The sequence below is a fragment of the Paraburkholderia hayleyella genome, assembly GCF_009455685.1.
GTDB classification, from domain to species: domain Bacteria; phylum Pseudomonadota; class Gammaproteobacteria; order Burkholderiales; family Burkholderiaceae; genus Paraburkholderia; species Paraburkholderia hayleyella.
This window is the reverse complement of sequence record NZ_QPES01000001.1, coordinates 2069314-2082898: the sequence shown is the minus strand read 5'-3', so window position 1 is coordinate 2082898 and position 13585 is coordinate 2069314. Positions and strand designations below refer to the sequence as shown.

At 59.0% G+C, this 13585-nt stretch carries 11 protein-coding genes and 1 other RNA gene; 4 read left to right on the top strand and 8 right to left on the bottom strand.

Features of this window, described 5'->3' with window-relative positions; all coding sequences use genetic code 11:
• Positions 1-193: 193 nt before the first annotated feature.
• The 8 genes from GH657_RS09230 to trxA all read right to left on the bottom strand — a co-directional run bounded on the left by GH657_RS09230 (position 194) and on the right by trxA (position 9069).
• On the bottom strand, positions 194-1573 hold the full coding sequence (locus GH657_RS09230) for an MATE family efflux transporter (RefSeq protein ID WP_153100414.1): 1380 nt from the start codon (positions 1571-1573) through the stop codon (positions 194-196).
• Positions 1574-1575: 2 nt separating this feature from the next.
• A complete protein-coding gene (locus GH657_RS09225; protein WP_153100413.1) occupies positions 1576-3330 on the bottom strand; it encodes an ArnT family glycosyltransferase in 1755 nt (584 codons plus the stop codon).
• Positions 3331-3627: 297 nt separating this feature from the next.
• Positions 3628-3897, bottom strand: a complete 270-nt coding sequence (locus GH657_RS09220) for a type B 50S ribosomal protein L31 (RefSeq protein WP_153100412.1) — start codon at positions 3895-3897, stop codon at positions 3628-3630.
• Positions 3898-4062: 165 nt separating this feature from the next.
• Positions 4063-4890, bottom strand: coding sequence for a M90 family metallopeptidase (locus tag GH657_RS09215; protein ID WP_153100411.1), 828 nt, complete (start codon positions 4888-4890; stop codon positions 4063-4065).
• A gap of 4 nt (positions 4891-4894) precedes the next feature.
• Positions 4895-6451, bottom strand: coding sequence for an MFS transporter (locus tag GH657_RS09210; RefSeq protein WP_153100410.1), 1557 nt, complete (start codon positions 6449-6451; stop codon positions 4895-4897).
• Complete coding sequence (locus GH657_RS09205; RefSeq protein WP_153100409.1) at positions 6448-6969, bottom strand: MerR family transcriptional regulator; 522 nt, start codon at positions 6967-6969, stop codon at positions 6448-6450. The genes GH657_RS09210 and GH657_RS09205 overlap by 4 nt, the downstream gene beginning before the upstream one ends.
• Positions 6970-7146: 177 nt before the next feature.
• Positions 7147-8409 carry a transcription termination factor Rho gene (gene rho, locus GH657_RS09200; RefSeq protein WP_153100408.1) on the bottom strand — a complete coding sequence of 421 codons (1263 nt, stop codon included), beginning with the start codon at positions 8407-8409 and terminating at the stop codon, positions 7147-7149.
• A gap of 333 nt (positions 8410-8742) precedes the next feature.
• Positions 8743-9069 (bottom strand): thioredoxin TrxA, encoded by a 327-nt coding sequence (trxA, locus tag GH657_RS09195; RefSeq protein ID WP_153100407.1) that lies wholly within the window; start codon positions 9067-9069, stop codon positions 8743-8745.
• A gap of 523 nt (positions 9070-9592) precedes the next feature.
• Between trxA and ffs the strand changes: the two genes are divergently transcribed.
• The 4 genes from ffs (at position 9593) to recR (ending at position 13522) form a co-directional block, all read left to right on the top strand.
• An RNA gene (ffs, locus tag GH657_RS09190) (signal recognition particle sRNA small type) lies at positions 9593-9691 on the top strand.
• A 239-nt stretch (positions 9692-9930) separates the two neighbouring features.
• Positions 9931-12402 (top strand): DNA polymerase III subunit gamma/tau, encoded by a 2472-nt coding sequence (gene dnaX / locus GH657_RS09185; RefSeq protein ID WP_153100406.1) that lies wholly within the window; start codon positions 9931-9933, stop codon positions 12400-12402.
• 65 nt (positions 12403-12467) lie between these two features.
• Positions 12468-12794, top strand: a complete 327-nt coding sequence (locus GH657_RS09180) for a YbaB/EbfC family nucleoid-associated protein (protein WP_153100405.1) — start codon at positions 12468-12470, stop codon at positions 12792-12794.
• A 131-nt stretch (positions 12795-12925) separates the two neighbouring features.
• Complete coding sequence (gene recR, locus GH657_RS09175; RefSeq protein ID WP_153100404.1) at positions 12926-13522, top strand: recombination mediator RecR; 597 nt, start codon at positions 12926-12928, stop codon at positions 13520-13522.
• Positions 13523-13585: the final 63 nt, after the last annotated feature.

Here is a 13585-nt window from a genome sequence, read left to right as displayed (position 1 = left end):
GCGAAAACCGAAGATTTATACCGGTCAATGCACGCCAAGTAAATCACTTTGGCCAGGTTTTAACTCATTTGTCTAATTAATTTGCGGATTATTGCCATGATATCGCATAGATTATGCACATTGCGCTGGTTTTTCAGGCTGCGATTATTTACGGTGAGCATTTCAGCATGAACATTGTGTAATGCCGCTTAAATCAGATGCCGAGGTTATCGCTAGCGCCTGGTCTGGTGCGCAAATAACGCGCACTGACTGTGCGCCAGTAAAACAGCAAGCCTATGCCTGCAATGGCGAGGCTAATCAGGTTCGCTAGCCAGAACCCAGGTGCGCCGGTGAGGGCGGCAGGCGTCAAGCCCGTCAGATTGAAACCCAGCACATAGCCGCCGCCTAGCCCAACACCCCAGAGCGCCACCGCATAGATGAGGGTGGGTACGACGGCGACTTTGTAGGCGCGCAGCACGAACGCGGTGATGACCTGTAGCGCATCGAAGACGTGATAGCACACGACGAGCGCCACGAGCGACGTGGCGCTCGCAATAACCTGGAGGTTCAGCGTATACGCCGAGATGAGCCAGGGCCGCAGCGCCATCACGAGCACGCCGTAGCAGCAGGCGAGGGCACAGGCGAGCAGGATGCCGTGGCGTGCCAGGGTTTGCGCCGCGGCAGCGCGCCCGGCGCCTAGCGCCTGGGCCACCAGCGTCGACACTGCCACGCCGAGCGACAGCGGCGTCATGTACAGCACGGCACCGATGTTCCCGGCAATCTGATGACCGGCCAGTGCCGTCGTGCCGAAACGCGTGATAAAGAGCGCCATGAAGGTGTAAGAGGTGACCTCGATCAGGTACGACAGCCCGAGCGGCAGGCCGAGCCGCAGCAGCGCCGCCTGGCGTCGCCAGGCAGGCCAGCAAAAGCGCGCGGAAATCGCAAATGGGGCAAAGACCTCATGACAGGTGAGCAGCAGCATGCCGACCAGCGCCAGTGTCCAGTTGATGGCGAGGCTGGCCAGTGCACAGCCCGGCCCGCCGAGCGCGGGAATACCGAGGCCGCCGAAAATCAGCAAGGTATTGAGCGGAAACTTGATCAGCAGCGCGCCGATTTGCAAAACCATCACGAGGCGCGGCTTGCCGATGGCGTTGGCCACCGAGCCATACACCCGAAACACCAGACTCGCGGGCAAGCCAAACGACAGAATGCGCAAATAAGTTTGCGTGCGCTCGCGCAACGCTTCAGGGGCACGGGCGATATTGAGCAGCGGTTCGGGAAAATACAGCACGACAAACCCCAGCAGCGCCAGTGCCAGCGCCAGCCATAACGATTGCCGTACCTCCTCGCCGATCTCCTGATAGCGGTGAGCGCCAAAGAGCTGCGCGGCGATGGGCTGCAGGGCCGTCAAGATGCCGGTCAGGCCAATATAGACCGATACGTAAATCGACGAACCCAGACCTAGTGCTGCAAGATCGAGCGCGGAAAAGCGGCCTACCATCGCGGTGTCGATGACGCCAAACGCGATGATGGCCAACTGGCCGATGAGTACCGGCCAGGCGAGCGTGATGATTTTGCGGATGTCCGCGAACATGATCAGTTGCGCCGGGCTTGCCACCCACGGCGCTGGCGCGGCGCTTGTGGCCGGTCGATGCGCACATAAAGGCGGAAGCGTTCGTCGCGGTCGGCGGCGCGGCGGCCTTCCCAGAGCAGCTTCCAGGCGAAATGGGACATCGGGCTGGGTTCGCCGAAGTCTTGCGTGTCCTGGCGCAAGATGACGTCGCAGTCTTCATTGAAGGCGAAGTGCATGTTGCCGAAATAGGCAAACGTGGCGATTTGCGCGTCGCCCAGGCGCACGGGCGAAATACAGGTGTAACCGGCAGGCAGATGGCTGGCGATCTGTTCTGCGACGTCCTTATACGTCCGGCTGTAATTGACGACAGGCAGCCACAGTGTCATGAGTAATACCCACATCAGCGTCGTGCCTGCGCTCGAAAGAACAACGCTGCGCCACAGTACCTTGGGGTGGCGCGCCAGCCGCCATTGCACCAGGAACAGCCAGCACACCGTGACGGCGATGGCGCAAACAAACGACAGAATCTTGAATTCGGGCGTGAAGCCGGGGGCGAGGCGAGCCAGATTGCGGGCGAGCGGCGGCGGAAACCCTGTCATGCCCGCGAGCCAGACCAGCCAGACAAAGCTGCCGAGAATCGTGAAGCTCAACAGCGCAAACCAGTCGATGGCATTGATGGCGCCGCGTTTGAGCGTAGGCAGGGCGAAGGCCGCTAGCACCGCCAGTGCAGGCAGCAGCAGCATATAAAGGCGGTTGCTCTGATGGCTCTGCAACGTGATGAGAATGAGCAGGGGCGCGATGATCGAGAGCGGAATCGCAATATGCGGCGCCCGGCGCAGCCCTGCCCAGCTAAACCAGGCCCAGATAGCTAGCGGCCAGGCCGGCCAGGTGAAGAGCGGCAGATTTTTTAACGCATAGTGCAGCACTGGCCCGGATGGACCCGCAAAGGCATTGAGGCTGTCGTACCCCCACTGGTTGAGAAACCAGACCGCATCTTCAGGAAAAGAAGCCAGCGCTGCGATGGGCCAGGTGAGCGACACGGCGAGCGCTACAGGTAGCCCGAGCAGCAGCAGCCAGCGTGAGCGCAGCTCCCGCACGCAGATCACCAGGGCCAGCGTGCCTGCGGCGAGTGCCGCGACGAACACCGGATGGCTGGCCAGCAGCATGAGCCCAAGCGCCAGGCCCCAGAGCACTGCGCCTTCCCGTGGCCGCTCGAGCAGGCGCACCAGCCCGTAAGCGAGCAGGGCGATGCAGGCAAATTGCGCGAGCAAGGGTGTGGTTTCATGGCCGCGTTCAGCCAGACCAAAGCAGGCGAGCAAGATCAGCAGTGCGCCGTCGGCGAGGGTGCGGCCATAGTCGCGCGGTTCAGGTTCACCGCCAAAGGCGTACTTGAAGGGCTGGACTTCAGCGCGCCGTCCTAGCAGATACGCGGTGTACCAGACAAAAGCGCAAGCGAGACAAAACAGCAAACCGGTAAACACCCGTGACGCATTGCTGGGATCGACCCAGGGCGCGAGCAGGCGGATCGCGCTGGCGCCGAGCCAGTAGCCGAGCGGACCATCGCTAGTCATGTATTTGCCGACCAGATTGGGCAGCAGCCAGTCGTGGGCGTTGCCGCGAGCCATGGTCCACATGACACCGAAGCCTGCTGCATCTTCGTTTTTCCACGGGTCACGGCCGAATAGCCCGAATGCGGCGTAGACGATGCAGATGGTAAGCAGCAGTGAGCGCGGGAGCGCGCTGGTCGCGGAGGCCGTGAGGCGAACGACAGGTCTCATGCAGATTTATCGGTATCAGAGAAGAGAAGCGGTTCAGACGGCGGTAGAACGGTGGCCGATGGGGCCGCCCCAGCATTGTAGGCGGGCGATACAGCTTGCGTCACGGTGGGGGTGGCGCGGGGGTGGTTTTAGGCCGGCGATGCGTGGCGTGTGTAGAAGGTGTTGCCTGGTTAAAACCGGCGTAAAAAAAGGCAGCGTGTGCTGCCTTTTTCGTGCTCAGGTTGTCAAGTGCCCAAGTTGGGCCTGAACGTTGGCAAACCCCCCCGAAGTGATTTCCGGGGGCCGGGCCAGCGAGCCTTAGGCTGCGGTTGTAGCCTTGCCGTTGGCGCGTGAGCCGAACTTCTTGTTGAATTTCTCGACGCGACCGGCCGTGTCCATGATCTTTTGCTGACCGGTGTAAAACGGATGTGATTCCGATGACACTTCAATCTTGGCGAGCGGGTAGGTCTTGCCGTTGAATTCGGCTGTTTCACGCGTCTGGATGGTTGAGCGTGTCACAAAGCGGAAGTCGTTCGACATATCGACGAACAAAACTTCGCGGTAATCCGGGTGAATACCTTCTTTCATGGTCTTTCCTTTGGTCTGGCGGTAGCCAACCCGCGTGCCGCCACACGTTCCGTGCGAACAGCATTTTGGCGCGAGCCACTTGCCTAAAGTCGAAAAACGGTGATTATGCCAGAAAATCAGTCAATTGACGTGACCTGTTCCGGTTTTTTCACCCTGTGGGTGCCGCTACGCGTGCTGTCGCGCCGGGTCCTGGCGGTAATAGCGGGAAAGCAACCGGTAAAGCTCAGGATATTGGGCTGCGAAGGCCTCGGGCTGGACAAAAAGAACTTCGCTGCAGACGGCGAAAAATTCAGCGGGATGATCGGCTGCGTAAGGATCGATCAACGATTCCTGCTCGAACCGGGGCCAGTGCCGCCCCGATACTGAATCCACCTGGGCACAGAACTGGGCATACGCCGGATCGAACACCGCGGCCCACTCAGCCGTATCGAGCGGGGCATGCCAGCGGCGAAAAAGCGGTGGATAGCCGTCTGCCTCGCCGTTGAGCATGTCGATCTTGTGTGCGAACTCGTGAATCACGACGTTGTAAGCCCCGGCGCTATCCGTGATCTGCACGTCCTCCCAGGACAGCACCACGGGCCCGCCTTCCCATGCCTCGCCGCTGGCGTCATGTTCGATTTCGTGGATCACGCCCGCTTCATCTTCGAGCGTTTTACGGATCATGAATTCACCGGGGTAAATAATGATGCCGACCCAGCCCTGATACAGCTCGAGGCCCAGATTCAGAACCGGCAGGCAGGCCTGGAGGGCGATGGCCACGCTCATCTCCTGCGTGAGTTCCAGCCCTTGCGCCACGGAAAAGCTTTTTTGCGCCAGAAACAGACGGGTGAGCTCGCGCAGGCGTTCGAGGTCGGCGGCACTGAGGCGGGCGGTGAAGGGCAAACGCTCAAGCGTCGTCTGCCACAACGCGTCATCCAGCGGATAACGGCGTAACAAACGGGCCTGGCGGGCGCGGCAGCGGGCATCGAGCCAGCGGGAGAGTATCTGGCGCATAAGATCAGTTGATCTGCTTTTGCCACGCGGCGAACAGGCCACCACACAACGTGATGCCGATCAGATAATAAAAACCGTCGAGCGAGGTGAGAAAACTGGCCTGTTGCGTCACCATCTGGCTCAGATGAATCATGGCAAGCGCGTGCGCTTCGCTCGCGGAGCGGCCGGCAGCGGCGAAACCTTGGGTGAGCGTGGCGAGCAGCGTCTGAAACGCCGGGTTGAACGGGTTGATAAATTCAGTCAGCCGGGTTTGATGGAGCGCCAGGCGGTGCTGCTCGACGATGATCACCGATGCCGTGGCAAATGAAATGGTCAGTTGCCGCACGATATTTTTCAGCCGGTAGCCATGAGCGAATTCTTCAATGGCAAAGATGCTGAAGGTCAGGTTGGCGACGGGCAGCATGATGAACAGCAAGAGCAAGCCGCGCAGTAACAGCGGTACGAGCAGGGCTTCCTGGCCTACGCCTGGCGACATGCGCGTCATCCATGCGGCGGCAAAAGCCGCAAGCGCGAAGCCAGGAATAATGATCCATTTTTTGTGCGTCAGCAGTTTGGCGTAACGCAGATAGACGAACAGCGCGCTAGCCGATGCGAGTGAGGTTAAACCCACCAGACGGCCGGCGTTTTCGACTGGAAACCCCAGCCCGCCTTCAAGAAAACGTGAAATCAGATAACTGAAAACGGTGGATTCATAGTAATAGAACATATACAGCACGAGCCCGACCTGAAAGGTCTTTTCCCGCAAGGCATGCAGTCGCATCAGCGGTGAGGGGTGATGCCACTGCTGCCAGACGAACCAGGCGAGCGCGACGATACCGGTGACGCTTAAGAGAATCAGCTCAGGAGAGGCGCTCAAGACTTGAAAGCGCACTTGCTGCATGACGATTTGCAGTGCTCCCTGGGCAAAGGCAAATATCAGATAGGGCCAGAAATGTATGCTGCCACGCTCAGCGGGTGGCCGGTCGCCGGAGTCGGGAATGATGATGAGCGCCAACACGCCGAACAAAAAGCCTAACGGTACGGTGCAGGTGAATAACGCACGCCACGTGAAATGCGCGACGAGTGAGCCACCGATCAGCGGCGCAATGGCGCTACTGGTGACGATGAGGATCAGGAACGAACGCAGTGCTCCGGCGCGTTTTTGTGGCGTGAAACTGTTCTGAATCAGAATGCGGCACACGCCCATCATCGGTCCGATGAAATACCCCTGCAAGCCACGCGCAAAGGTGAGCTGGAGTGAGGTGTCGCATAGCGCTGCCGCGACGGCGCTCGCTGAATAAAGCAGCATGCAGCCTGCGATATAGCGTCGATAACCGACTCGTTCGACCCACCATTGCTGCTGCAAGATTCCCAATACGGCGGCCATGGCGTAAGCGCTGGATGACCACACCAGTTCATCCGGGGAGGCATTCACGCCGCCCGCAATGTAGCTGACGAAAAAAGAAAAGATGGCGTTGTCGAAGTAATCGAGCCCTGTAATGAGCGCGAGCACCCAAGGGAAAAAATCACTCCGCAGTTTCTGCTTGCTAAATAAGGCTGGGCGCATTGAAACGGTATTCATGATTTTTTGCGCCTGCTTGCGGCTGCCGTGGGGGCAGCTTGACGACGTATCGCCGGACGTGCCTGGCGGCGCTGTTCGAGCAGGGCCTCAGCATTTTCGCCAGCCAGACGGCGGCTCACGTAATCGAGATCATGGTCGAGTTCGGTTTTCAGTTTTCGGGCTTCTTTCAGTTCACGGCGCATGGCGTCGATGCGCTGGTCGAGCGCGCTGACTTGCTGTGCCAGCGCATCATGGATACCGTGCAGTGATTCGGCGGAAAACCGGTTGCGACCAGGGATGCCTGATTCCAGCGGGCGCTTGAGCATCTCGGTGATGCCATATAACGAAAAGCCCAGCGAGCGTAGCCGCAAAATGCGCACGAAACGTTCGAGATCGTCTTCCGTGTAAAGCCGGTATCGGCCTTCGCTGCGGGCGGGTGAGACAAGACCGCGTTCTTCGTAATATTTCAGCGTGCGAGGCGTGACGCCGAGCGTTTTCGCGGCATCACGCACGGTGAGCAAAAGGGGAGTGACTGGCATGACATCTATAGTTGAAACGGGTGCGCGCAGTATAAGTCAACGTGAACGTTTGGGTTCAGGTTGGTCAGGGCAGGGCATGTACCAGATGAATGCCGCCCCAGGCGAAAAAAAACCGCCCACGAAAGGCGGGCGGTGGCGAGCGTTTGAGGCTACCAAACGCTTGACGCTCGATGCGGATTAACCACTACGACGCATCATGTCGAAGAATTCAGCATTGTTTTTAGTCTGGCGAACTTTATCGAGCAGGAATTCCATCGCTTCGACTTCGTCCATATCGTGAATGAACTTGCGCAGCACCCAGATCTTTTGCAGGATATCCGGCTTGATGAGCAGCTCTTCGCGGCGTGTGCCGGACTTGTTCAGGTTGATCGACGGGTACACACGTTTTTCGGCGAGACGGCGTTCGAGGTGGACTTCCATATTGCCCGTGCCCTTGAACTCTTCATAGATCACGTCGTCCATGCGGCTGCCGGTTTCGATCAACGCGGTACCGATGATGGTGAGCGAGCCGCCTTCCTCGATGTTGCGCGCGGCACCGAAAAAGCGCTTGGGGCGCTGCAGCGCATTGGCATCAACACCGCCTGTCAGTACTTTGCCCGATGCCGGTACCACGGTGTTGTAAGCCCGTGCAAGACGCGTGATCGAATCCAGCAAAATCACGACGTCGTTTTTCATTTCGACGAGGCGCTTGGCTTTTTCGATCACCATTTCCGCTACTTGTACGTGGCGGGCGGCGGGCTCATCAAAGGTGGAGGCAATGACTTCGCCTGCCACGGAGCGCTGCATTTCAGTGACTTCTTCTGGCCGTTCGTCGATCAGCAGGACAAACAGCATGATATCGGGGTGGTTTTGCTTGATCGCGTGCGCGATGTGCTGAAGCATCACCGTCTTGCCCGATTTCGGCGAGGCCACCAGCAAGCCCCGCTGGCCTTTGCCGATCGGGGCAATCATGTCGATGATGCGCCCTGTGACGTTTTCTTCGCCGCGCATCTCGCGCTCAAGCAGCATTACCTTGTTCGGGTGCAGCGGCGTGAGGTTCTCGAACATGATCTTGTGTTTCGAGGCCTCGGGCGGTTTGCCATTGACCTTGTCGACCTTGACCAGCGCGAAATAACGTTCACCATCCTTGGGGGTGCGAACCTCGCCTTCGATCGTGTCACCGGTATGCAGGTTAAAACGGCGGATTTGCGACGGGCTGATGTAAATATCATCCGTGCTGGCAAGATAGGAGGTTTCTGGCGAACGCAGGAAGCCAAAACCGTCTGGCAATACCTCGAGCGTGCCGTCGCCGAAGATCGTGTCGCCTGTTTTAGCGCGTTTTTTTAGAATAGCGAACATCAGTTCCTGCTTGCGCAGGCGGTTCGCACTTTCGACCTCAAGGCCATTGGCCATTTCGATCAATTCGGATACGTGCAGCGTTTTAAGCTCGGATAAATGCATACGGAGAACCCGCAGGAGAGAAGGTGCGACTTGATTTGGAGTCTGGGAGGAGGGTGAGCGGAACCGCTCAAGGACTTACACGTCTTTTCGACGTCGTGCGGATACTAGCATAGCACGGGGCCATTTCCACGCGTGGCGCGAAAGGACATCTTTTAAGTGGTGCATGTTGTCCATGGACAACATGCACCGCATGCATCGATAACGCTGGCTGGCTATGCCTGGCCGACTCCGTTCAGCAATGCGTCCAACTGCCGCGTGAAGCCATGTCTGACGACAGGAGGTGCGAAGGACGGGCGAAGCTAAGCTTGAAACGAAAGTTGAAACGAAAGCGACTTAAAGATTGCCGTCGAGAAACGCGGTGAGTTGCGACTTCGACAATGCGCCCACTTTTTGTGCGGCAACTGCGCCGTTTTTGAAGAGAATCAGCGTTGGGATACCGCGCACGCCGAATTTGGCAGGCGTTGCCTGATGCTCGTCGACATTAATCTTGGCGATTTGCAGACGGCCCATGTAATCCTTGGCCACTTCGTCGAGAATTGGCGCAATCATCTTGCATGGACCGCACCAGTCAGCCCAGAAATCGAGCAGCACGGGTTTGTCTGAGTTGACGACGTCCTGTTCGAACGATGCGTCGCTAATGTGCTTGATTTGTTCGCTCATTGTATGAATACCTCTGTCGGTTCGAGGCCTGCCTGAATAGCTCGCCACGAGACTTCTGGATAAAACTGAAAAAATTCGGTTCGCATTGCCGCAAGGTGAATCTGGATCGAACCTCGGCGAAAAGCGCTTCGCGGGCGGCTGAATGTTCGGTTTTGAAGGTCATCCGGGCGCCAGTTTAGCCTAAATTGCTATGCATTGCCTGAGGCGATAGTCGATGCCGGCAAGCCGTAACTGCATCCAGGTGAAACTTCGGAGAAATGCAGGCCGTGCCTGCTGTATCTGGCGTCAACGGTCATGAATGCAAGTATCCGGCGTGTTCAACCGGACTTGTTGTTATATGTATAGGGGTATAGGGGCTCTTGCGCTTTGGCTTGATTTGACCGATTTGACTTTATTTAGGGGGTTTAGGGGCGGCGGCGGCGTGGACGGTGTCATCCGGACCCGGACGTCAAGTTTCAGCAGCACATGCATAAAACGTGCAAATCGGTCGCGTTAAGCTCCAGCCGGTGATAGAATGCTGCGTGACGGGCCTCCTCGCATGGAGGGGCGGTCAACCTGGTCAGATCGGGAACGAAGCAGCCACAGCCGTTTTCCGCCAGTGCCGAGGGTCAGGCTCGTCACCTTCTTCTTTTGCTTCGCGTCGTTTTTGGCGTTGTTTCAGCGCGGTTTCAAGTTTTTCCTGCTTTCCTGCAAAGCCTGGCTTCTTGCCATTTCTGCTTGTTCCTTCCTGTTTTTTCCTGTTTCTTCCTCTTCTTTCCTGTTTTGTTTCTTGCTTCGCTAGCGAATTGAATTCGTCTGGCGAGTGTATTTGCGTGTACTCAAACTGCTTAAATGCAGGGTTGTTGCTGATACAATTTCCGGATGACCTATCAAGTTCTCGCACGCAAATGGCGGCCGAAAGATTTTGCCTCGCTCGTCGGACAGGAACACGTAGTACGCGCGCTGACGCATGCGCTCGACGGCGGACGCCTGCATCACGCTTATTTGTTTACTGGCACACGGGGCGTGGGCAAAACAACGCTCTCGCGTATTTTTGCCAAGGCGCTCAATTGTGAAAAAGGGGTGAGTTCGACGCCGTGCGGTGTATGCCGTGCGTGCCGCGAAATCGATGCCGGCCGTTTTGTCGATTATGTCGAAATGGATGCGGCGAGCAATCGCGGGGTCGACGAAATGGCGGCATTGCTTGAGCGGGCTGTCTATGCGCCGGTCGATGCGCGCTTCAAGGTCTATATGATCGACGAAGTGCACATGCTGACCAATCACGCGTTCAATGCCATGCTGAAAACGCTGGAAGAACCGCCCGCGCACGTCAAGTTCATTCTTGCCACCACCGATCCACAAAAAATTCCCGTTACTGTGCTGTCGCGCTGCCTGCAGTTCAATCTGAAGCAGATGCCAGCCGGTCATATCGTGTCTCATCTGGAGCATATCCTCGGCGAAGAGCAGGTGCCATTCGAGATCCAGGCATTGCGCCTGCTGGCCCGCGCGGCAGACGGCTCGATGCGCGATGCGTTGTCGCTGACCGATCAGGCCATTGCCTACTCGGCCAACCAGATCACAGAAGACGCCGTGTGCGGCATGCTGGGTGCGCTGGACCAGAGCTATCTGGTGCGGCTGCTGGATGCGCTCGTGGCAGGCGATGGCGCGGCCGTGCTGGCCGTGGCCGATGAAATGGCGCTGCGCAGCCTGTCTTTTGCGACGGCGCTGCAGGATCTGGCGAGCCTGCTGCACCGCGTGGCCTGGGCGCAATTCGCGCCGTCGTCGGTGCTGGACGAGTGGCCGGAAGCCGGTGATTTGCGGCGCTTTGCCGATGCGCTGAGCGCCGAACATGTCCAGCTTTTCTATCAGATCGCCACGATAGGCCGCAGTGAGCTGGGTCTTGCCCCAGATGAATACGCTGGTTTTACGATGACACTGCTGCGAATGCTGGCGTTTGAGCCGGCATCGGCCATTCCGGTCAATGGTCCGCGCCGGGTCACGCTGGAAGGGCACACGCCTGCCAGGCGCGACGAACGTGCCGCGCCCGCAGTTAATGTTCAGGCGGCGCAGGAAGTTCAGGCGGCGCAGGCCTCTGTTTCTGGGGCCGGGTTCGAAAAATCGCGCCCAGCGCCCAGTCAGGTGGCCGTCCCAGTACAGGTTGCCGAACCCAGCGCTGATGCGCTTGCTCAGACAGACATGCCAGGCGAGCCTGCATCCCTTGCCCTGAAACTGGAACTGGATGCGACGGTTGTCACAGCGGCATCGCAGGCAGGGGACGTGAACGTTGTGCCGCAGGCCGCTGCCGCAGTGGTTGATGAGATCGCGCCAGCGTTCGCCCCAGAGGAAGTCGCTGTCGCTGTTATTCCCGATACAACGGATTCCCAACGGAATACACCTGTGGCGATATCCGCCCCGCCCGAACCTGATCACGGAGCGAATGCGGCTGAACGGCCCGCCGCGCCGTCGCGTCCGGCGGGCGGGGCAAGTGCTGCGCTGGATGTGTTGCGCAGTGCGGGCATGAAGGTTTCAGCGGATTCCCGAGCGTCCACTGCGACGGCCGGGCACGCTGTCGTGAAGCCCCGGGCCGCTGCGCCACGCATCAACGTACCGCTGCCGGGTGCGGCAAGGCGTGTGGCGCCATCGGGCACGAGCACTCCAGACAAACACGGCAGGGAACATGGCGCCGCACGTTTGTCCCCTGGCGCGCCGTCCGAAAGCGCTACAGCCACGCCCCCCTGGGACGATGCGCCTTTTGCGGATTATCAGCCGTTCGCGCCGGACGAGGTTTTTTCCGCCGCACCTGATGACGCTTATCTTTCCGTTTCAACGAGCAAGCCGGCCGCCGCAGGTAAAACATCCTCTGTTGCGCCTGCGCTGCCGGTCGTTGATCTCGCCAGTTTGCCCGCCACCATTGCGCTGGATGCCATCGGTTTTGCGGGCGACTGGCCCGCGCTGGCCGCGAGTTTGCCGCTCAAGGGCATCGCTTGCCAACTGGCTTGCAACAGTGAACTGACAGCGCTTGAAGGCAGCACGCTCAAGCTGAGCGTCGCGGTGCCGCAATATGCCGATGCAGCCCAGGTGGCCAAGCTCAAGACGGCGCTCGCAGAGCGTCTTGCCCGGACAGTCGAAGTCCAGGTTGAGGTGGGCCCGGTGCACCGCACGGCAGCCGTGATCGATAGCGTGTTGCGCGCACAGCGTCAGCAGGAAGCCGAGCGTGATATTCACGCCGATCCTTTTGTCCAGGCACTGATCCGCGAGTTTGACGCACGCGTCGTTCAGGATTCGATCAGGCCTGTTTTGCCTGCTCCAGCCCCTGCTGCGTCGGGTGGCAGTTTAGGGCTCTCCCCAGATTGATGACGGCGCGAGGCGCGCCGTTTCCCCTGTTTTTGATAATCCAGTTCAGATAAAGGAGCACGTCCATGATGAAAGGCCAACTCGCAGGGCTGATGAAACAAGCTCAGCAAATGCAGGAAAACATGAAAAAGATGCAGGAAGAGCTTGCCTTGATTGATGTCGAAGGGCAGTCCGGTGCGGGTCTGGTCAAGGTGGTCATGACGTGCAAGAACGATGTGCGCCGTGTCGTGATTGACCCGAGCCTGCTGGCCGACGACAAGGATATGCTCGAAGACCTCGTCGCCGCGGCATTTAACGATGCGGTTCGCAAGGCCGAAGCCGAAACCCAGAAAAGAATGGGCGGCATGACCTCCGGCATGCCGCTGCCGCCTGGCTTCAAGCTGCCATTCTGATCTGTACCCTGCTTGTGCGGCGTATCTCGCACAGCCGCTGCCCTGATCGTTTTGCCTGATTTTCTCCCGGGCTGGCCGCCTGCGCGGTTCGCCCGGTTGCGCGATTTCTTCTTTCGCCACGCTGGTGCAGCATGAAACAACCTTCCGCCTTATCGGCGCTCGTCGAAGCGCTTCGCGCACTGCCAGGTGTCGGGCCAAAATCCGCGCAACGCATGGCCTATCACCTGATGCAGCATGATCGCGCGGGCGCTGAAAAACTCGGACGTACGCTGCTCTTTGCCACCGAGCATCTCCAGCATTGCGAGAAATGCAATACCTTCACCGCGACACAGATTTGCGAGGTGTGCAATGACGAGCAGCGGGATCCGACGCTCTTGTGCGTCGTCGAAACCCCTGCCGACCAGATCATGCTTGAGCAGACCCTGACTTACCGCGGCCTGTATTTTGTGCTGATGGGGCGTCTGAGCCCGCTCGACGGTATTGGTCCCAAAGAAATTCATTTTGACCGCCTGGTCCGGCGAGCACTGGACGGCGTCGTCTGCGAAGTCGTGCTGGCAACCAATTTCACGAACGAAGGCGAAGCGACGGCTCATTATCTCGGGCAAACGCTCAAGGCACGTGGCCTGAGCGTGACGCGGCTGGCGCGGGGTGTGCCGGTCGGCGGAGAGCTCGAATACGTGGACGCGGGCACGATTGCCCGCGCGATGCTCGACAGACGCTCGCTGTAGCCCGCGGTGTTGTCGCGTAGTCCGCTTGTCCGATCCCGGCTGCACTGACACTGACACTGACAC